This window comes from Polaribacter sp. Asnod1-A03, assembly GCF_045063585.1.
GTDB lineage: Bacteria > Bacteroidota > Bacteroidia > Flavobacteriales > Flavobacteriaceae > Polaribacter.
The window spans coordinates 1,360,940-1,380,158 of record NZ_JBEFOE010000009.1 but is presented as its reverse complement, the minus strand read 5'-3'; the positions used below and the strand labels follow the sequence as shown (position 1 = coordinate 1,380,158).

General features: G+C 28.9%; 16 protein-coding genes. 3 read left to right on the top strand and 13 right to left on the bottom strand.

Annotation, left to right across the window (positions count from 1 at the left end; genetic code table 11):
• Positions 1 to 133: 133 nt before the first annotated feature.
• From ACJJVY_RS06615 to gcvT, 3 genes are all read right to left on the bottom strand, one after another.
• The gene (locus ACJJVY_RS06615; protein WP_405606212.1) at positions 134 to 1,132 is read right to left on the bottom strand and encodes a metal-dependent hydrolase; all 999 of its coding nucleotides are present in this window, start codon (positions 1,130 to 1,132) and stop codon (positions 134 to 136) included.
• A gap of 8 nt (positions 1,133 to 1,140) precedes the next feature.
• The gene (locus ACJJVY_RS06610; protein WP_405606211.1) at positions 1,141 to 2,259 is read right to left on the bottom strand and encodes an SDR family oxidoreductase; all 1,119 of its coding nucleotides are present in this window, start codon (positions 2,257 to 2,259) and stop codon (positions 1,141 to 1,143) included.
• A gap of 84 nt (positions 2,260 to 2,343) precedes the next feature.
• Positions 2,344 to 3,429, bottom strand: coding sequence for a glycine cleavage system aminomethyltransferase GcvT (gcvT, locus tag ACJJVY_RS06605; protein ID WP_405606210.1), 1,086 nt, complete (start codon positions 3,427 to 3,429; stop codon positions 2,344 to 2,346).
• A 195-nt stretch (positions 3,430 to 3,624) separates the two neighbouring features.
• Here gcvT and ACJJVY_RS06600 point away from each other — a divergent pair, with 195 nt between their 5' ends.
• Positions 3,625 to 5,250, top strand: coding sequence for an aminopeptidase P N-terminal domain-containing protein (locus ACJJVY_RS06600; protein WP_405606209.1), 1,626 nt, complete (start codon positions 3,625 to 3,627; stop codon positions 5,248 to 5,250).
• Positions 5,251 to 5,252: 2 nt separating this feature from the next.
• Positions 5,253 to 5,474, top strand: a complete 222-nt coding sequence (locus tag ACJJVY_RS06595; protein ID WP_299052628.1) for a VF530 family protein — start codon at positions 5,253 to 5,255, stop codon at positions 5,472 to 5,474.
• Positions 5,475 to 5,674: 200 nt separating this feature from the next.
• On the opposite strand, the gene ACJJVY_RS06590 is transcribed toward ACJJVY_RS06595, so the two are convergent.
• The 4 genes from ACJJVY_RS06590 to ACJJVY_RS06575 all read right to left on the bottom strand — a co-directional run bounded on the left by ACJJVY_RS06590 (position 5,675) and on the right by ACJJVY_RS06575 (position 9,490).
• Entirely contained in the window at positions 5,675 to 6,445 is a 771-nt protein-coding gene (locus ACJJVY_RS06590; RefSeq protein WP_405606208.1) for a LytR/AlgR family response regulator transcription factor, read from the bottom strand.
• The gene (locus ACJJVY_RS06585; RefSeq protein WP_405606207.1) at positions 6,438 to 7,490 is read right to left on the bottom strand and encodes a sensor histidine kinase; all 1,053 of its coding nucleotides are present in this window, start codon (positions 7,488 to 7,490) and stop codon (positions 6,438 to 6,440) included. The genes ACJJVY_RS06590 and ACJJVY_RS06585 overlap by 8 nt, the downstream gene beginning before the upstream one ends.
• A 68-nt stretch (positions 7,491 to 7,558) precedes the next feature.
• Positions 7,559 to 8,308: a hypothetical protein gene (locus ACJJVY_RS06580; protein ID WP_405606206.1), complete on the bottom strand. Its 750-nt coding sequence runs from the start codon at positions 8,306 to 8,308 to the stop codon at positions 7,559 to 7,561.
• A gap of 255 nt (positions 8,309 to 8,563) precedes the next feature.
• Complete coding sequence (locus ACJJVY_RS06575) at positions 8,564 to 9,490, bottom strand: sterol desaturase family protein (RefSeq protein WP_405606205.1); 927 nt, start codon at positions 9,488 to 9,490, stop codon at positions 8,564 to 8,566.
• A 290-nt stretch (positions 9,491 to 9,780) separates the two neighbouring features.
• Here ACJJVY_RS06575 and ACJJVY_RS06570 point away from each other — a divergent pair, with 290 nt between their 5' ends.
• Complete coding sequence (locus tag ACJJVY_RS06570) at positions 9,781 to 11,577, top strand: AMP-dependent synthetase/ligase (RefSeq protein ID WP_405606204.1); 1,797 nt, start codon at positions 9,781 to 9,783, stop codon at positions 11,575 to 11,577.
• Positions 11,578 to 11,605: 28 nt separating this feature from the next.
• Here the strand turns inward: ACJJVY_RS06570 and ACJJVY_RS06565 are convergent, their stop codons facing one another.
• The 6 genes from ACJJVY_RS06565 to lysA all read right to left on the bottom strand — a co-directional run bounded on the left by ACJJVY_RS06565 (position 11,606) and on the right by lysA (position 19,125).
• Positions 11,606 to 13,933 carry a DNA topoisomerase 3 gene (locus ACJJVY_RS06565; protein WP_405606203.1) on the bottom strand — a complete coding sequence of 776 codons (2,328 nt, stop codon included), beginning with the start codon at positions 13,931 to 13,933 and terminating at the stop codon, positions 11,606 to 11,608.
• A 276-nt stretch (positions 13,934 to 14,209) separates the two neighbouring features.
• Complete coding sequence (locus ACJJVY_RS06560) at positions 14,210 to 14,353, bottom strand: hypothetical protein (protein ID WP_249982451.1); 144 nt, start codon at positions 14,351 to 14,353, stop codon at positions 14,210 to 14,212.
• 20 nt (positions 14,354 to 14,373) lie between these two features.
• A complete protein-coding gene (locus ACJJVY_RS06555) occupies positions 14,374 to 16,497 on the bottom strand; it encodes a Tex family protein (RefSeq protein ID WP_405606202.1) in 2,124 nt (707 codons plus the stop codon).
• Positions 16,498 to 16,638: 141 nt separating this feature from the next.
• Positions 16,639 to 17,154, bottom strand: coding sequence for a GNAT family N-acetyltransferase (locus tag ACJJVY_RS06550; RefSeq protein WP_405606201.1), 516 nt, complete (start codon positions 17,152 to 17,154; stop codon positions 16,639 to 16,641).
• A 34-nt stretch (positions 17,155 to 17,188) separates the two neighbouring features.
• A complete protein-coding gene (locus tag ACJJVY_RS06545) occupies positions 17,189 to 17,800 on the bottom strand; it encodes a fumarylacetoacetate hydrolase family protein (RefSeq protein WP_405606200.1) in 612 nt (203 codons plus the stop codon).
• Positions 17,801 to 17,895: 95 nt separating this feature from the next.
• On the bottom strand, positions 17,896 to 19,125 hold the full coding sequence (gene lysA / locus ACJJVY_RS06540; RefSeq protein WP_405606199.1) for a diaminopimelate decarboxylase: 1,230 nt from the start codon (positions 19,123 to 19,125) through the stop codon (positions 17,896 to 17,898).
• Between the last annotated feature and the right edge of the window lie 94 nt (positions 19,126 to 19,219).

Below are 19,219 nucleotides of genomic sequence, written 5' to 3'. Positions count from 1 at the left end.
TTGAAAAAACTAAGAAAGTAATCTTGTGAAATAATTAAAATAAATTTTCTAAAAGGAGGTAATTTTATAAAGTAATGTTCAAAATGATGTGATTATCTTTAAGAATCAGAAGGTTTGAGCAGGAATAATTGTTTTAATTTCCTTTAATTCTAGCCCATAATTCTATTAATAATTCTTCCCCCTCTTTTTTGTCTTTAGGTTCTTCTATAAAAAATGGAACTCCGTTTTTATCAATTTCAATTTTATATTTAAAAACAAAATTTGTAGCGTTTGATTTCATACTTAAAGTACCAAAACGTAAATCGTTAAAATACAGAATTCCCTCTTTTTTGTTAATAGTATACCAACCTTTAGAAATAGCAATCATACGTTTTATTTTTTCATGATTTGCTAAATTTCCTAACAAGTGATGGTTTTTAGGATAACGAGAAAACTGAATTGGATTTTCATCAAAAAAAGAAGAATTACCAATTAAAAAAGCATTTTCAGTATTAATGTTTGCTGTCCATAAAATAGTGTTTAATGGAGATGGCTTTGTTTCTATTTCTGTATAAACAATATTTTGTTCGTTAAGTTCTTTTGTAAATGTTTGATAAGAAATTCCTTTTAAAACTAAAGTGATTATTAAATAAGAACTACTTATTATCAATCCTAAACTATTGTAAAACCGTCTTTTTTTTGATTCTTTTTTTTGACGCATTGTTAAAATCAATAAAAATAAAAAAGGTATTGTATATAAAGGATCAATTACAAATACATTTTTAAATGCTAATCTGATGTCTAAAGGCCAAAAAAGTTGTGTTCCCCAAGTTGTTTGTGCATCTAAAATAGGATGTGTTATAAAAGCCCAAAAGAAAAGCCAAGACCAATCTTTTATATTTTTATATTTCTCATATTTTGTAACTAAAAACGCAAAAATAGGCGCAAAAACAACAGAAAATAAAATAGAATGGGTAAAACCTCTATGTACTTCTAAAGCGGTAACTTTATCTGAAAAAAAAGAAGAAAGCACATCTAAATCAGGAATTGTACCTGCAATTGCTCCATACAACATGGCTTTGTTGCCAATTTTTTTTCCTAAAACAGCTTCACCAACGGCAGCACCTAAAACTATTTGAGTTAACGAGTCCATGGTAAATTTTAATAACTTTTTTTAAATTTTTGCTCTACAGAATAATCAATCAAGTTCATAAAATTTTCATGAACTCCCAATGTAATATCTAGTTGTAGTTGTTCTATAAATCGTTCAATTTTATCAGAATTAAACTGTAAATCTGGTATAGAAACATATTTTTCGAAAAGACCACCAATACTTTTGTAATACAATTGTTCAAAAGCATTTAAGTTTTCTGGTTTATTGGTTACATATTCATAAGAATCAATTTTAAAAGACTTTAAAACATCACCAACATAATTTTTATGTAAAATTTGTTTTGGGTTTACAATGTTTAGTTCTTTAATAGTAGGATTTAAAAATGCATGTAAAATAGATTTTGAAACAAAATCTACTGGAACAATATTTAAACCACTCTTTTTATCAACCCAAATTCTAAAGTTTTCTTTGGCTTTTTTAGCATATTTATCTAAGAAAATTGCCCAAGAATAAAAAACATCAAATTTTGGTGTTTCAAAAAAAGGTTTATCAATTAAACGACCACAAATAATACTTGGTCTTAAAATTTGAGCGTTTATATTTTTAAGTTTACAGGTTTCTTTGACAAAACGTTCACTTTTATATTTAGATTCTTCATACGGGTTTCTAAACTGAGAAACATTATAATTTTCGATAGTATCATTTACTTTGTTTTCCTGAATACCAAATGAATATGCTGTACTGATATATAAAAAACGTGTAACCGATTTTGGTAATTGTTCTAAAAGTTGCTGAGTAACTAAATAGTTTTGTGTATGTACCTTTTTTTTAGAATCGTTTGTGTTTAATAAGTTTGTAGAACCTGCACAATGTATTACAGTATCAAAATTATAGTTGCTTAAAACTTTTTTTGTAATAGTTGATAAATCATGAGGAATTACAGATATTTTTTCTAGACAAGATTCTAGAGTAAAGTTATTTAAAAATTCTGGGCGAGATTTATCTTGTAGAACAGCTAACAAACGTTCTTTTGCAGTTTGTTTATTCTCTCTAATGATTACAAAAAGATGATTTACGGTTTTTTCTATAATAGCTTTATGTAACCATTCAAAAATAATATGACTTCCAACAATTCCCGTTCCTCCAGTTAATAAACAATTCTTCATAAATGACTACAATATTTTGAACTTATGAAGGTAGTTTTAAAATAAAAACCTCACAAATTTGTGAGGTTTTTAATAATCTTATTTTTATCCCTTGTAAAAGGGCAATTTTACAACCGTTGCAGGTATTGCTTTTTTACGAATCTGAATATTAATTTTAGAACCAGATTTAGCTAAAGAACTTGGTACATAACCTAAACCAATACCTTTGCCTAAAGACGGACTCATTGTACCAGAAGTTACGTTACCAATAACGTTTCCGCTTTCATCAACAATATCATAACCATGTCTTGGTATTCCTCTTACATCAAGTTCAAAAGCAACTAATTTACGAATTGGTTTGTCTGCTTTTTGTTTTGCTAAAGCTTCTGCATTTACAAAGTCTTTGGTAAATTTAGTTATCCAACCTAAACCAGCTTCAATTGGCGATGTTGTATCATCAATATCATTACCATATAAACAATAACCCATTTCTAAACGCAAAGTATCACGCGCAGCCAAACCAATTGGTTTAATTCCAAAACCAGCACCTGCTTCAAAAACTTTTTCCCAAATTTGAATAACTTCTGAGTTTTTACAGTAAATTTCAAATCCGCCAGAACCTGTATAACCCGTTGCAGAGATAATTACATTTTCTATACCAGCAAAATCACCTACTTTAAATTTATAAAAAGGTATTGCAGCTAAATCTAAAGAAGATAAAGATTGCATTGCTTGTACAGCTTTTGGCCCTTGTATAGCAAGCAAAGAATAATCATCAGATAAATCTCTTAAATCTGCTTTAAATTCTTCATTGTATTTAGAAATCCAATTCCAATCTTTTTCAATATTAGAAGCATTAACAACCAAAAGGTATTTGTTATCTTCAATTTTATAACAAATTAAATCATCTACAATTCCGTTTTCTTCATTAGGGAAACAGCTGTATTGTGCATCACCAATTTCTAATTTAGAAGCATCGTTAGAAGTTACTTTTTGTATCAATGCTAATGCATTTTCTCCACTCACTAAAAATTCACCCATGTGGCTTACATCAAAAACACCAACAGATTCTCTAACTGTTACATGTTCTGCGGTAACACCTTCGTATTGTACAGGCATGTTAAAACCTGCAAAAGGAACCATTTTTGCGCCTAATTTTTCGTGAATTTCGTGTAATGCTATATTTTTCATTATGCTGTATAATTTTGTTGTTTATTAAAGAAACATTTTTTAAAAAGATAGTTTATTATTTATAGCTATAAATTTCTTTAAATTTTGGCTAAATTATTGAAAAATACGTAATAATCAATCACAAATATTTTGTAAATTTTTAGTTAAAATTAATTAATGTTACATTTGGGTAAACAACAATTAAACTTACCAATAATGAAGAATTTTAAAACTCTTTTAGTTGCTTTATTAGCAGTATCCTTTCATGGGTTTTCGCAAACACCAACAGATTATTTATCAAAAGAATTCCATAAAGAAAGACGAGCAGTTTTAAGATCTAAAATGCCAGCAAATTCGGTAGCGGTTTTGTTTGCAAATCCGTTAAGAAACAGAGCAAATGATGTAGATTATGTGTTTCATCAAGACCCAAATTTTTATTATTTAACAGGTTATAGAGAGCCAAATGCAGTTTTAATATTATTTTCTGATGATATTACGGATGAAAACGGTGATACCTATAATGAAATTTTATACGTTCAAAAACGCGATAAAAGAGCAGAACAATGGAACGGAAAACGATTGGGAACAGAAGGAGCAAAAACAGAATTAGGTTTTAGTAAATCTTCGAATGCAGAAGAATTTGTAAAAGCAAACATCGATTTTAAAAAATTTGATAAAGTTTTTGTAGAAAAATTTAATGATGATTATAGAAACTTAGGGGGTAATGCAGACACGTTTGATTTGGTAAAAGGATTTAAAATTAAAGCAGGTTACGATCCTAAATTGTTTTTAACTGGCGTTCAAGAATATGTTTATAATAATATTGCAGAAACACCTATTGAAAGTAGTGCAAATGTAATTAAGATTATTAATAGAGTAGAAGAACGTTCTGATGAAGTTAAAGAAGATGAGTTAATTAATAAATACAAAACAGCAACTTCAGACGAACTTAAAAAAGAAATCAAATTAAAAGTTTCTTTGGCTTTAAAACCAAAAACAAATATTGATGTTAAGTTTTTATCAACACATTTAGCTACAATGAGAGAAGTTAAAACAGCAGAAGAAGTTAAATTATTAACCAAGGCTGTAAGAATTTCTGCCGTTGGACAAATAGAAGTTATGAAAGCAATGAAACCTCATATGTCTGAAACGGAGTTGCAAGGTATTCATGAGTTTGTGTATAAAAAATACGGAGCAGAATATGAAGGTTATCCGTCAATTGTGGGTGCTGGTAATAATGGTTGTATTTTACATTATATAGAAAACAATCAAACAAAAGTTGGTAACGATTTAGTTTTAATGGATTTAGGAGCAGAGTACAGAGGCTTTACAGCTGATGTTACAAGAACAATTCCTGCAAGTGGAAAATTTACTAAAGAGCAAAAAGAAGTGTATGATATTGTTTACGATGCACAAGAAGCTGGTATTAAATTATATACAATTGGTACAAGTATGCAAGCACCAAATCAAGCAGCAAGAAAAGTAATTAATCAAGGACTATTAAAATTAGGTATTATAAAGTCTATTGATGAAAAACATCCTTATTTTCCTCATGGTACGAGTCATCATATTGGTTTAGATGTGCACGATCCAGGAAATTATAATACTTTTGAAGAAAATATGATTGTTACCATGGAACCTGGAATTTATATTCCTGAAGGTAGTGATTGTGATAAAAAATATTGGGGAATAGGAATTAGAATAGAAGATGATATTTTAGTAACAAAAAGCACTCCAATTAATTTATCGGGCGAAGCACCAAGAAAAGCAGAAGACATCGAAAAAATGATGGCAAAAAAATCTGTTTTAGATGAATTTATATTACCAAATTTAGATAAATAATAATGAGTAAAGAGCAACCAAATAATCCATTGCACGGCATAAAATTAGCCACCATGTTAGAACAATTATTCTTAGAATATGGTTGGGAAGAATTAGGGGACGCATTAAATATAAACGCATTTAAAAACAATCCAACGTACAAATCTTCTTTAAAATTTTTAAGAACAACACCTTGGGCAAGAGAAAAAGTAGAGCAGTTTTATTTAAAAAATATGATTGATTAATTGTTAGAAACTATTTCCTGCTTTCGACTATATCTTTTTTCTTCTATTCTCGTTACAAATTTTTCATTCTTCAAAATTTACTCGAACTCTAGAAAAAAGGATGCCGTTTCAATCAGGGTTAGACTTGTTTGTTAGCTTTATTCTTATATTAATTAGTTATAGAGTTTTAATCTACTAATAGATTTAGAAATTTTTCAATATTATATTCCCATCCAAGAATTAAAACCAGCTGTATTGTTTTGACTTGTTTTTAAAATATGGGTTTTAATATGTATTGCAACAGTGTTTTTAGTGTAACGATTTACTTTTTCTACATAACTTTTATTAATAATTTCGCTACGATTAATTTTATAAAATTGAGTTGGATTGAGTATTTCCTGTATTTCTTTAAGAGATGTTTGATTTAGTATGTGCTTTTTGTTTTTAGAATCATGAGCAAAAAGAACACCATAATCAGATTCTATAAAAAGAATATCAGCAACTTTTAAAAAATAAATACCACTTGAAGATTTTATAGGAATGTATTCTTTATAATCTGTTTGTTGAGCCATTTTATTTTGATAAAAAGCATCTATTTTTTGAATTATATTATTATCTGTAATTGATAATTTTCTTTTTAGAGAACTGTATTTTTCAAAAGCTTTTTTAAAACGATTAAAAGAGTAAGGTTTTAATAAATACTCAATACCGTTGGTCTCAAAGGCATTCATCCAAAAATCATCATAAGCAGTTATAAAAATTATTGGAGCAGTTATTTCTATTTGGTTATAAATTTCAAAAACATTGCCATCTCTTAACTCAATATCAGATAATATTAAGTCTATTTCTGGGTTTGTTTTAAAGAAAGTTAACCCTTCAATAACAGTTTCAATTTCGTTTATTATAACAAAAGGTTCTTTTGTCTTTTCCAGAAAAGTATTTAATTTTTTTCTCGCAGGAGCTTCATCTTCTAAAATAACGACTCTAATCATTGTTAATATTTTTAATTAAAGGTAGGGTAACTGAAAAAACATCTTTAGAGTCATCTATAACAACGGAAGAGTTTGTTAATAATAAAAATTGTTCAGATAAGTTTTTTAAGGCAATTCCATTACTATTTTTCTTATTGACATGTATTGCTTTATTATTGGTTACAAATATTCCTTTTTTAATAGAAATACTAATAATTACTGGTTTTTTAATAGTTCCTAGATTATGTACTATTGCATTTTCTACTAATACCTGTAAACAAAAAGGAGGTATTAGTATCTTTGATGATCTAATAGAATGGTCTATAATTAACTTGTAACAGTCTTTATATTTGGTTTCCATTAATTTAAAATAGTTTTCAGCAAAAATTATTTCTTCTTTAATGGTAATGAGTTCTTTATTAGAGTTCTTTAGAACATATCGATAAAGGTCTGAAAACTGACTTAAAAAAGTAGAAGCAAGTTCTTTATTTTCATCAATAAGTTGATCAAGAATATTTAAATTGTTGAATAAAAAATGGGGACTTAACTGAGCTTTGAGTTGCTGTATTTTACTTTTAGAATTACTTGCTTCATAAGCAGATAATCTTTTTTTATGATTTATATTTTCTTTAGAATATAAATAAGCTAACGAAAAACTTCCAAAAATGGTAAAATCAATAACTTGATTAAATATCTTATAGGTTATTTGATACGAAGAATTAAAATTTCTAGAAAAAGTATTAAAAGCTAGTGAAATTAGTATACCAAATATATTTGTGATTAGTAAATAGGTAATAAGACTTATTCCAAAAAATAACAGATATTTTTTAACTGTAGGTGCCAAATTTGTATTCGTTTTATCTATTCTTTTTTTTACTAAATGAATAAATAAGAAGATGCAAAGCGCTTGTATAAAAACCCAGAATGAAGTATCTGGATGAAAAACAAAATCATCCCAAGAATTAGCAAAGCCTATTTTATTTTTAAGTGTAAAAACCCAACTAAAAACAAACAGAAAAAGGATAAAGGTGATGTCTCCTTTTATAAATTGAATTACTTTTTGCATAATATTAATGGTAAAGATAAAGAAAAGCGATGAAGATTTTATTAAAATAAACATCGCTATAGAAATAGTTATTTTTTGTTTGGCCAAGAATTTACTTTATTCCCTTTTTGATCAAAGACCTCTAATCGAACTTCGTTTTCGGAATCAATACAGAACATAGCTCTCATATTTCCTTTGTCATCATATAGAAACATACCATTTGGACGACCTTTTCCTAAGTTTCCTAGCTCAAGCCTTTTTGTAATTCCTACTATTCCTTTTTTTGCATATTCATCGTAAGTCTTTTTCCAAAGTTTTTTGTCTTTTATCTTATATAATTCTTCGTTGGCTTTTGCTACGTTTTCTTGCGTTGAATTTTCAGGTAAATCGTTAAAACGTATCGAGCTTTTTAGTCTTCTTTGTCCGTTTTTTTGTAAATCAGTATGTAAGAGTTGCATTGCTTGGTCTCCATCATACTTATCAAAAGTTAATGATAAACCTGCACTATGCCCATTTTCAGTTTTTTGACCATCGTAAATAAACCCTCCACATTCTATACCATCTTCATTAAAAAATAGCATTCCAGCACGTTTTTTACGTGTAATATTTGTAGGTCTATGGTTTATAGAATCCTTTCCGTTAGGAAATTGATCTACATTTGTAATAATCATTTTTGTAGTGCCATCTTTTTCAATAATATTAATGCGTTCTACATCAATAGTACCAAATTTTTTATTTCCAGATTGTTTAAAGGAAAAAGAAACAAATGCTAGCACACTTAAGGCTGTTGTAATTGCGAATGTTCTTAAAAATACGAGTTCTTTTATGTTGTTTTTCATTGTAAATAGGTTTTATATTACTTCAAAACTACAGTAGTTGTAACCCGTAATAAACTTATTTTTTATGAATGCAGGAAAAATTTAATAAAACTAAGGAAGAATAGAGGTAAGTGAAAAATAAAAAATATCTAAGGTTAAAATAATTTTGATATTTTATCATTTTAACCCAATAAAGTTAGTATACTTTAATAGATAAAAAAGTTATTTATAAACTAAAAAATCTGTCAGTTTTAAAGCTAACAGATTTTTTTAATATTATTTTTCATTCAGCAATTTACGTTGCTGTTTAATGGTTAAAGAACTTCCGTCGTGGCTCCATCCAGGAGGCGCAAAAGCATACATAAATTTATGGTACCAATTTTTAGACCTTTTCATATCATTCCAAATATCTTTGTATTCGTGTGTTAAAATTACTAACGGATTGTATGAGTTTGGAGGTGTAGTAACTCCGTATTTAATATCAATATCTTCATCTAACTCTTTAAAAGTTCCAAACATTCTATCAAAAATATTTAAAAATCCACCATGGTTTTTATCCATATATTCAAAATTTTGTGCGTGATGCACTTGGTGCATGGTATGTGTGTTAAATACTTTATCAATAATACCTAATTTAGGTATATAAACGGTGTGTAATTGAAATTGCCATAAAGCTTCAATACCCAAACAAACCACTAACATTTCTGGCGGAAAACCAATTGCAGGAATCCACATATAAAAAAATGGTTTGTAAAAAATGGTAAACCAACCGTTTCTAACAGCAGTTCCTAAATTAAAATTATCAGAAGAATGATGTACAATATGTGCTGCCCATAATAAACGAACATTGTGGTTTTGTCTATGAAACCAATAATAACTAAAATCGTCTAATATTTGGCAAATAATCCAAACATACCAAGCGTAACCAAAAGATTCGTAACCCATAATATTTGTACGAACTCCATCAACTAAAGGATTAAATAAATCGTAAACAAAATTAAAAAGAACAATTGCAGCAATTGTTTTAGTAAGTGGAGCTATAATTGTAGAACCAATACCCATTGTAAGACTTGCAGCTAAATCTTTCCATTTATAAAGTTTTTTGTTTTCTTCTTTTTTGTGATGTTTACTATATGCTAATTCAACTAAAATAAGTCCTAAAAAACAAGGAACACCATATACAAGTGGGTTTGTGAAATCCATTTATTCTTTTTATAATTTTGGATAAAACTAATGTAAAATAAGGGAATAAGTAAAGTTTTTTAGCGTTAGTTTTTAAAAGTTTTACATTGATCTTAATCAAAAAAGTAAAATATAATCTTCTTTAAATTTAAGGGTAACTAAAATTTTAGGCATATTTTTTGCTTAAATTTTATTGATTAACTATTTTATTATAACATCAATCTAAATAGTTAATTACATTTTAAGTATTTAAATATTCGTAAATTTGCGAGGTAAAATATCAATTTTTAAAAATAATCGAAAGATTAATTATGAATTATAAACATTTATTAGAAGTAATTAAAGAGAATACAAACCGATTTACAACGAAAGAAGCTATTTTTTATAAAGATGAAGCTTCTAAAAGTTGGAAAGGAATTTCTTGGAATTTGTTTTATCACCAAATTCAACAAGTTTCTAAAGCTTTAATCAATTTCGGAATCAAAGAACAAGACAATATTGGGGTTTTTGCACAGAATATGACAGAATGGATTATTGCAGATCTTGGAATTATGGGAACAAGAGCAGTAACAATTCCTATTTATGCAACCAATTCTCAAAAAGAAGCAGAATATATTATAAACGATGCAAAAGTTAGTGTATTGTTTGTGGGGGATCAAGAAGAGTTTGATAAGGTTGAAAATATATCAGAAAATAATAAATTCTTAAAATTAATTGTAGCTTTAACAGGTACAGTTGATTTAAGAAACCATAAAAATGCGGTTTACTTTACTGATTTTATCAATGCAGAATTTCCAAAAAGTATTGAAACGGAATTAGAAAAACGTCTTTTTGAGTCTGATTTAAATGATTTAGCTAGTATTATTTATACTTCTGGTACAACAGGAGAGCCAAAGGGAGTTATGTTAGATCATAATAATTTTGCATCGTCTTTAAAAGCACATGAAGCTGAGTTAGAGGTAGATGAAAATGATGTGTCTTTAAGCTTTTTACCTTTAAGTCATATTTACGAACGCAGTTGGGTGTTTTTCTGTTTACAGCAAGGTATTCAGGTGTATTTTAATCAAGATCCTAAGAAAATTGCAGATGTATTAAAAGAAGTAAAACCTTCTTTAATGTGTACTGTACCAAGAATTTTTGAGAAAATTTTTACGGCTATTCAAGAAAAAAGAAAAGAAGCTTCGCCTGCAAAAATGAAAATGGCAAGTTGGGCTTTAGGAATTGGAAATAATTACCATAACAAACACAAACGACTTGATAAAAAAGTGCCGTTAATGCTAGGTTTAAAATATAAAATAGCAGATAAATTGGTGTTGAGTAAATTACGTAATGTCTTTGGTGGAAATATAAAGTTTATGCCATGTGGAGGTGCTCCGTTAGGTCCAGATTTGGTATCCTTTTTTCATTCATTTGCATTAAATGTAAAATGTGGTTACGGTTTAACAGAAACTACCGCTACAGTTACGTTGTTTGGTGATCATCATTTTGAATTTAATTCTGCAGGTAAAACAATTACGGGATCAGAAATTAAAATTGGTGATAATAACGAGGTTTTGGTAAAAGGACCTGGAGTAATGAAAGGGTATTACAAAAAGCCAGAGGCAACTGCAGAGGTATTTGAGAATGGATGGTTTAAAACTGGTGATGCAGGAAGAATAGATGCATCTGGTAATTTAGTTATTACGGATAGAATTAAAGATTTGATGAAAACTTCTGGAGGGAAATATATTGCTCCTCAAAAGTTAGAAACTGCATTGGTTAGTGATTCTTTTATTGAGCAAATTGCTGTTATTGGAGATCAACAAAAATATGTGACTGCTTTAGCAGTGCCAAGTTTTGATAATATTAAAAAATATGCAGAAGAACATAAAATTAGTTTTAAAGATATTGAAGATTTGATTGCTAATAATCAAATTAAAAAAATGCTCGAAAAACGTTTTGAAGAGCTACAAAAAGAGTTTTCTAAGTTTGAACAAATTAAGAAATTTACTTTATTACCTAAAGAATTTAGTATTGAAGCTGGAGAAATTACAGCAACTTTAAAACTGAAGCGTAAAGTGATTCAAAAAAAGTATAAAGCACTTATTGATAAAATGTATGCAGAATAAGGAGTGTTTTTTATTGATGCTTTAAAAACTATTGACTGATAATTTTTAAAACCAGATCTTTAGTCAATGGTTTTCCATTGGCTATTTTTTTGATGTTTTCAAAAGTAAAAACAAAATTACATCCTGTTTTGTATTCCGAACAACCGTAAGCTGTTTTTCCTTTTAAAACAGTACCTTTTTTACATTTTGGACACGAAATTTTATCAGAATTATTCTCGACTAAGCTAGATTTGACATTTTGTTTAGGTTCTAGTTTTAAGTTAAAATCATCATCAAAACGAATCAAACCTTCAACTTTTCCTGCATCTGTTGTAAATCCTTTTAAATTGGTTGTACAACCTTTATCAATCAATCTTATAATTTGATTTTCAGAAACCTTTTTTCCATAGATTATAAACGGAATTTTTAAATCACAATTATTTTTATATTCAGAACAACCAAAAGCAGATGAACCTTTTAAAATTTGTCCTTTTTTACATTTCGGACATGTTTTGCCTGCAACTTGTTTTTTTGTTACTTTTTTAGGTTTTGTTATTGAAGTATTCTCGACTACGCTCGAACTGACAGTTGCGTTTGAAGAAATTCGTTTTTTAGAAGTATTAGAACGGACTTCATAAACCAATTCGTCTACCATTTTTTTCATGTTATTGATAAACGTTCCTGCGTTAAAATCTCCTCGTTCTATTTCTTTTAAACGTTTCTCCCAAAGTCCTGTTAACTCAGCAGATTTTAGCAATTCATTATCAATAATATTAATTAAATCTATGCCCGTTTGTGTTGGTAAAACCAATTTTTTCTTACGTTCAATATATTTTCTTCTAAATAAAGTTTCTATAATACTTGCTCTTGTAGACGGTCTTCCAATTCCGTTTTCTTTCATTAATTCGCGCATTTCATCATCGTCAACTTGCTTTCCGGCAGTTTCCATGGCGCGTAATAAACTTGCTTCTGTATAATTTCTTGGCGGTTTTGTTTCTTTTTCTAAAAACGAAGGTTCATGAGTTCCTTTTTCACCTTTTACAAAAGAAGGTAAAGTGAGTTTCTCATTCATTTCTTTTTTAACCTTGCTTTCTTGTGTTTCAAAAACAATTCGCCAACCTTTATTGATGATTTCTTTTCCGGTTGTTTTAAAAGGAACATCTGCAGCTTTTCCAATTACAGAAGTATTAGAAACATCAGAATCTGGATAAAAAGCGGCAATAAATCTACGTGTAATAATATCGTACACTTGTTGCTGATTGTACTGTAAATTTCCTTGAATTCCCGTAGGAATTATTGCGTGGTGATCGGTTACTTTTTTGTCATCAAAAACACGTTTTGTTTTCTTTATTTTCTGACCTAAAATAGGTTGAGTTAATTGACTATAATTGGTTAATTTTGATAAAATTCCGGCAACTTTAGGATATACATCGTTCGGTAAAAAAGTAGTATCAACCCTTGGATAGGTAACTACTTTCATTTCATATAATTTCTGAACGATCTTTAAAGTTTCATCCGCAGAAAAACTAAATTTATTATTACAATATACTTGTAAACCTGTTAAATCGAATAGTTTTGGAGCATATTCTTTTCCTTTCTTTTTGGTTACAGAAACAATTTCAAACTCAGATTGTGCTACTTTATCAGCTAAAACTTGCCCATCTTCTTTTTTAAGAAAACGTCCGTCTTCATAATTAAAAAGTGTATTTCTATACGTAGTTTGTAGTTCCCAATAAGGTTGTGGTTTAAAATTTTCGATTTCAAAATAACGATTTACTAACATGGCTAACGTAGGAGTTTGCACTCTACCAACCGATAAAACCTGTTTAAATCCGCCAAATTTTACAGTATATAAACGTGTTGCATTTAAACCTAACAACCAATCTCCGATAGCACGAGAATAACCTGCGTAGTATAAATTGTCGTAATCTTCTGCCGGTTTTAAATTGTTGAAACCTTCTTTAATTGCTTCTTCTGTTAATGAAGAAATCCATAAACGTTGTACTTTTCCTTTGTAATTACATTGATTAATTACCCAACGCTGAATCAATTCTCCTTCTGTTCCAGCATCCCCACAATTGATGATAACGTCTGCTTTTTCGAATAAACTTTTTACAATATTGAATTGCTTTTTAATACCAGAATCACCCGTAACTTTGGTGTCAAAACGCTCTGGTAACATGGGTAAATTGTTTAAATCCCAACTTTTCCAATGCGGTTTGTAATCTTTAGGTTCTAAAAGTGTGCATAAATGTCCGAAAGTATAGGTAACCGCATAACCATTTCCTTCATAAAAACCATCACGTTTTGTGTTGGCTCCTAGAATATTAGCAATTTCTCTTGCTACAGATGGTTTTTCGGCAATACAGACTTTCATTGATTATTTTTGTGAGGTCGAAATTAGTGAAATATTATATATTTAAAGATGTTCTTTTTGCGATTGTTAATAAAATAGGAATCCTTCAGGTTTTAAAAACCTGCAGGATTAAAATTAGTATTCCTGTATTGTTAATTCAATAATTTTTTATTTTATAAATAACAATTGAAATTTATTTCTAACATCTTTAACATCAATTTCTTTTCGATAATTTGTTATTGCCAAGAAACAATGATATTTGGACCTTTCTGTTTTCTAAAGTTTGAAGTATATATATTATTTCAATTTTGAAAGCTTTTTTTTAACATCCTCCCAAGAAACTTTTTTCTTTTTATTTAATTCGTTAACCTCTTGTTGTATTTCATTTTTTTGAAAGTCACTTAAGTCATCCCAAGAATCTGTTTTTTCTTTTTTAGTCATGTTTAAAGGTAATAAAAATTTTACTTTATTAAAGCTAATTGAATTCGTTTTCTAACTACATCAACTTCTAACACTTTAGCAATAATTTGTTGTTGTAAAGACACAATTGTATTAACGTCTTTTACAAAAGTATCCGATAAATTAGAGACATGAATTAAACCACTTTCTTTAATTCCTACATCTACAAAACAACCAAAATTGGTAATGTTATTTACAATTCCGGGTAAAAGTTGTCCTATTCTTAAATCAGCAATCGTTTTAATAGTTGCATCAAAAGAAAAAACTTTTGCTTTTTCTCTTGGATCTACACCTGGTTTTTCTAATTCTTTTATAATATCTTCTAAAGTAGGTAAACCAATGGTTTCTGTAATATAATTTTTTAGTTGAATTTGTTTGATCAATTTTTTGTTGCCAATAAATTCTACCACTTTTTTCTGGTGATTTTTTGCCATTTTATCAACCAAAGCATAACTTTCTGGATGCACAGCAGAATCATCTAACGGATTTTTACCATTTTTAATTCGTAAAAAACCAGCTGCTTGTTCGTAAGCTTTTCCGCCTAAACGAGGCACTTTTTTGATGTCGTTTCTTGATGTAAAAGAACCATTTTCGTTTCTATAATTTACAATATTTTCTGCCAATTTTGGTCCAATTCCAGACACATAACTCAACAAAGATTCACTTGCCGTGTTAATGTTTACACCAATGGTATTTACGCAGCTTTCTACAGTATTATCTAAAGATTTTTTCAATTTTGTTTGATCTACGTCATGCTGATATTGACCAACTCCAATCGATTTTGCATCAATTTTTACTAATTCTGCCAAAGGATCTTGCAATCTTCTTCCTATTGATACAGAACCACGCACTGTAACATCATAATTAGGAAACTCATCTCTTGCAATTTTTGAAGCTGAATAAATAGAAGCTCCGGCTTCACTAACCACAAAAACATCCACAGGATTTTTAAACTGAATCTTTTTAACCAATTGTTCGGTTTCTCTAGAAGCGGTTCCGTTTCCAATAGCAATGGCTTCAATTTGATGCGCTTCTGCTAAAGAACTGATTTTTTTAATCGCTTCAATAGTTTGATTTTGTGGTGCATGTGGAAAAATAGTTTCATTATGTTTTAAATCTCCTTGTGCATTTAAACAAACAATTTTACAACCAGATCTAAATCCAGGATCGATGGCTAAAATTCTTTTTTCGCCTAAAGGAGCGCCTAAAAGCAATTGCTTTAGATTTTTAGAAAATACGATGATGGCATCTTCATCTGCTTTTTCTTTGGCAAGAGATAATCTTTCGTTTGATAAAGAAGGAAATAACAAGCGTTTAAAAGCATCTTTTATGGCGAGTTTTATTTGAGGCGCACATTCATTGTGAGTTCTAATAATTCTATCTTCCATTCTTTGAAGCATTCTTTCGTTGTCAATTTCTATTTTAACACGGATAAAACCTTCGCTTTCTGCTCTTAAAATAGCTAAAAATCGATGAGAAGGAATTCTACTTAAAGATTCGCTCCAATCAAAATAATCTTTAAATTTTTGCGCTTTTTCATCGTCTTTCTTAGTTTTTATAATTTTAGATGAAATAGTAGCATAACGTTCTAATTCTCTTCTGATGTTGTTTCTGATATCTGTACGTTCGTTTATCCATTCTGCAATAATAAAACGAGCACCTTCTAAAGCATCTTCAATAGTGTCAACTTCGTTGGATGTATATTTAGATGTTGTATGTTCTAAATCATTTACTCGCTGACTCATTATCATTTTTGCCAAAGGTTCTAACCCTTGTAAACGAGCAGTTTCTGCTTTGGTTTTTCGTTTCTTTTTAAAAGGTAAATACAAATCTTCTAATGCAATGATGTCTTTAGAAGCGTTTACTTTTTGAGTTAATTCGGTTGATAAAACATTTTGATCTTCTAAAGCTTTTAAAATGGCTTTTTTACGTTTTTCTAAAGCTTCAAAAGTTTCTTTAAATTTTACAATTTCACCAATTTCAACTTCATCTAAATTTCCTGTCATTTCCTTTCTATATCTAGAAATAAAAGGAATGGTAGCATCTTCATTTAATAAAGAAATGGTGTTTTCTACAGATTTTGATGAAAGTTGTGTTTGCTGAATTATATAAGAAAGTAATTGCATTTTTTGTTTGAATTTAAGCTAAAAAAGAAACCTCATAAAAATGAATTTATGAGGTTGTAAATATAGTAGATTTTTGTCTCCTTGAGCGCAGTCGAAAGGTTAAAAAGTTCTCGACTGCGCTCGAACTGACATTTGTGTTTTTTAAGAAATTACTTTCTCAAAAGCCAATCTTTTTGCGTTGTAATCTGTGTAAATAATTCCGCAATATTTGTAACCCAATTTCTTGATTAAAGATTGCATTCCAAGATTGTCTTCATGGGTATCAATCTTTAAACTTTCTATGTTTTTGTCTTTTAATTGTTGATGAAATTCATCAAAAAGAAATGTTGCCAAACCTAATTTTCTGTATTCTTTTTTAATGGCCATTCTATGAATTACGCCATAGACTTCATCTTCAGAAATTAGCCAACTGCCATCAATAACTTCTTTGTAAGTAGGTTCTTTTCTTAAGGTAAACATTGAGGTTGCCATCACTGTTCCTTCATCATTTACAACTACATAACTTTCATTATTTTTGATGTCGTTTTCAACTTGTTCAGCATTTGGATAACCATTTTGCCATTGATCAATATTAAGAGAAGCTAAAAGTTCTTTTGCGTCATCAATAATCGTTGCAATTTGCGGAACATCTTCAATTTTAGAAAGTCTGATTTTCATCAATAAAAAAGTTTTTAAGGTTTAAAACTGACAATTATATCATTTTAAAATCTAACAATAAATCTCCATTTATAGAACATTGTAAATGATCTCCTTTAAAAATTTCTCCTTTACCCAAAGCTGGAGTTCCTGTAAAAATTAAATCACCAGGTTGTAAGGTCATGTATTCAGAAATAAACACAATAATATCAGCAAAATCGTTAATCATATATGCTGTATTACTTTTTTGTTTTTCTACTCCGTTAATTTTTAAATCAAAATCAATATCACCTAAATTATAATCAGCAACAGGTTTAAAGCTAGAAATTGGTGCAGCACCATCAAAACCTTTTGCAAATTCCCAAGGATGTTTTGTTTCTCTGGCATTTTTTAAAATATCTGTGGCTGTATAATCAATACCAACTGCAATTTCAGAAATGTAAGAATTTGCCTCTTCTTTAGAAATGTTTTTTCCTTCTTTTCCTATTTTAACGACTAGCTCAACTTCGTAAACTAATTCGTTAGTAATGCTACTAGGATATTCTACATCACAATTAACAGCTAAACTAGATTCTGGTTTTGAAAATATAAATTTTTTACCTTTCTTTTTTTCTTCAATATCTTTTAAATCAGTAACGTAGTTACTTCCTATTCCTAGAATTTTCATTTTAAATTTGTTTTAATTTTAGTACGTAAATTTAATAAAAAAATCCACCAAAAATATATCTTTTGATGGATTTATAATTTATTGAAATGCTTATTTTAAGCTTCTACTTTTTCTGTTTTAGACAAGTCAATTACTACTTGATTGTGTAAAATATCTTGAATAGTTTGTCTTTTTCTAATTAAATAATCTTTTCCTTTATACACCATAACTTCTGCAGGTATATAACGAGAGTTGTAGTTAGAAGCCATTGAAAAACAATATGCTCCGGCATTGTGGAAACATAAAACATCTTCTTCAGAAATTTCTGAAATTCTTCTATTAGATGCAAAAGTATCTGTTTCACAAATATAACCTACAACAGAATAATACCTATCTCTTCCTTCTGGATTAGAAATGTTTGTTATATGATGGTAAGAATCGTACATCATTGGTCTTACTAAGTGATTAAAACCAGAATCTACATGAGCAAAAACAGTAGAAGTTGTTTGTTTTACAACATTTACTTTTGCTAAGAAAGAACCTGCTTCAGAAACTAAGAATTTACCAGGTTCAAACATCAAGGTAATGTCTTTACCATAACATTTACAAAATTCGTTAAATCTTTCTGACAATTGTAAACCTAACTGCTCGATATCTGTAGAAATATCTCCTTCTTTATAAGGAACTTTAAATCCACTTCCAAAATCGATGAAATCGATGTTTTCAAATTGTTTTGCAACATCAAACAAAATATCAGAAGCACGTAAAAAGGTATCGATATCTAAAATATCAGAACCAGTGTGCATGTGAATTCCGTTAATATTCATGCCTGTATTTTCTACTACACGCTTAATATGTGGCACTTGGTGAATAGAAATTCCGAATTTAGAATCAATATGACCTACAGAAATTTTAGAATTTCCACCAGCCATAATATGCGGATTGATACGCACACAAACAGGAATATCTGGATGTTTTTGACCAAATTGTTCTAAAATAGAAAGGTTATCAATATTAATTTGCACTCCTAATTTAGCAACTTCTTCAATTTCTGATAAAGAAACTCCGTTTGGTGTGTATATAATATCGTGCGGAGCAATACCAGTTGTTAAACACAGTTGTACTTCTTGAACAGAAACAGTGTCTAAACCAGAACCTAAATTTTTAAAGAACTTTAAAATATTAATATTAGAAAGCGCCTTTACAGCATAGTTTAACTTTAGGTTTTTTACGTTACTAAACGCACCTGTTAATCTGTTGTATTGAGATTCTATTTTGTCTGTATCGTAAACATATAAAGGACTACCGTATTTATTTGCTAACTCTAATAATTGTGTTCTTTCCACTTTATTCTATTTTAAATAAGAGTTCAAAAGTACTAAAAATGTTGACTTAAATATCACTTGTTTAAAAATATAACATATTGTTTTTTTTTGTGAT

Bases quoted from the DNA above. Each gene is read 5' to 3' on its own strand.
- ACJJVY_RS06570 (WP_405606204.1), top strand. From the start codon at position 9,781: ATGAATTATAAACATTTATTAGAAGTAATTAAAGAGAATACAAACCGA.
- ACJJVY_RS06580 (WP_405606206.1), bottom strand. From the start codon at position 8,308: ATGAAAAACAACATAAAAGAACTCGTATTTTTAAGAACATTCGCAATT.
- ACJJVY_RS06590 (WP_405606208.1), bottom strand. From the start codon at position 6,445: ATGATTAGAGTCGTTATTTTAGAAGATGAAGCTCCTGCGAGAAAAAAA.
- ACJJVY_RS06560 (WP_249982451.1), bottom strand. From the start codon at position 14,353: ATGACTAAAAAAGAAAAAACAGATTCTTGGGATGACTTAAGTGACTTT.
- ACJJVY_RS06555 (WP_405606202.1), bottom strand. From the start codon at position 16,497: ATGCAATTACTTTCTTATATAATTCAGCAAACACAACTTTCATCAAAA.
- ACJJVY_RS06575 (WP_405606205.1), bottom strand. From the start codon at position 9,490: ATGGATTTCACAAACCCACTTGTATATGGTGTTCCTTGTTTTTTAGGA.
- ACJJVY_RS06565 (WP_405606203.1), bottom strand. From the start codon at position 13,933: ATGAAAGTCTGTATTGCCGAAAAACCATCTGTAGCAAGAGAAATTGCT.
- ACJJVY_RS06545 (WP_405606200.1), bottom strand. From the start codon at position 17,800: ATGAAAATTCTAGGAATAGGAAGTAACTACGTTACTGATTTAAAAGAT.
- ACJJVY_RS06585 (WP_405606207.1), bottom strand. From the start codon at position 7,490: ATGCAAAAAGTAATTCAATTTATAAAAGGAGACATCACCTTTATCCTT.
- ACJJVY_RS06595 (WP_299052628.1), top strand. From the start codon at position 5,253: ATGAGTAAAGAGCAACCAAATAATCCATTGCACGGCATAAAATTAGCC.
- gcvT (WP_405606210.1), bottom strand. From the start codon at position 3,429: ATGAAAAATATAGCATTACACGAAATTCACGAAAAATTAGGCGCAAAA.
- ACJJVY_RS06550 (WP_405606201.1), bottom strand. From the start codon at position 17,154: ATGAAAATCAGACTTTCTAAAATTGAAGATGTTCCGCAAATTGCAACG.
- ACJJVY_RS06615 (WP_405606212.1), bottom strand. From the start codon at position 1,132: ATGGACTCGTTAACTCAAATAGTTTTAGGTGCTGCCGTTGGTGAAGCT.
- ACJJVY_RS06600 (WP_405606209.1), top strand. From the start codon at position 3,625: ATGAAGAATTTTAAAACTCTTTTAGTTGCTTTATTAGCAGTATCCTTT.
- ACJJVY_RS06610 (WP_405606211.1), bottom strand. From the start codon at position 2,259: ATGAAGAATTGTTTATTAACTGGAGGAACGGGAATTGTTGGAAGTCAT.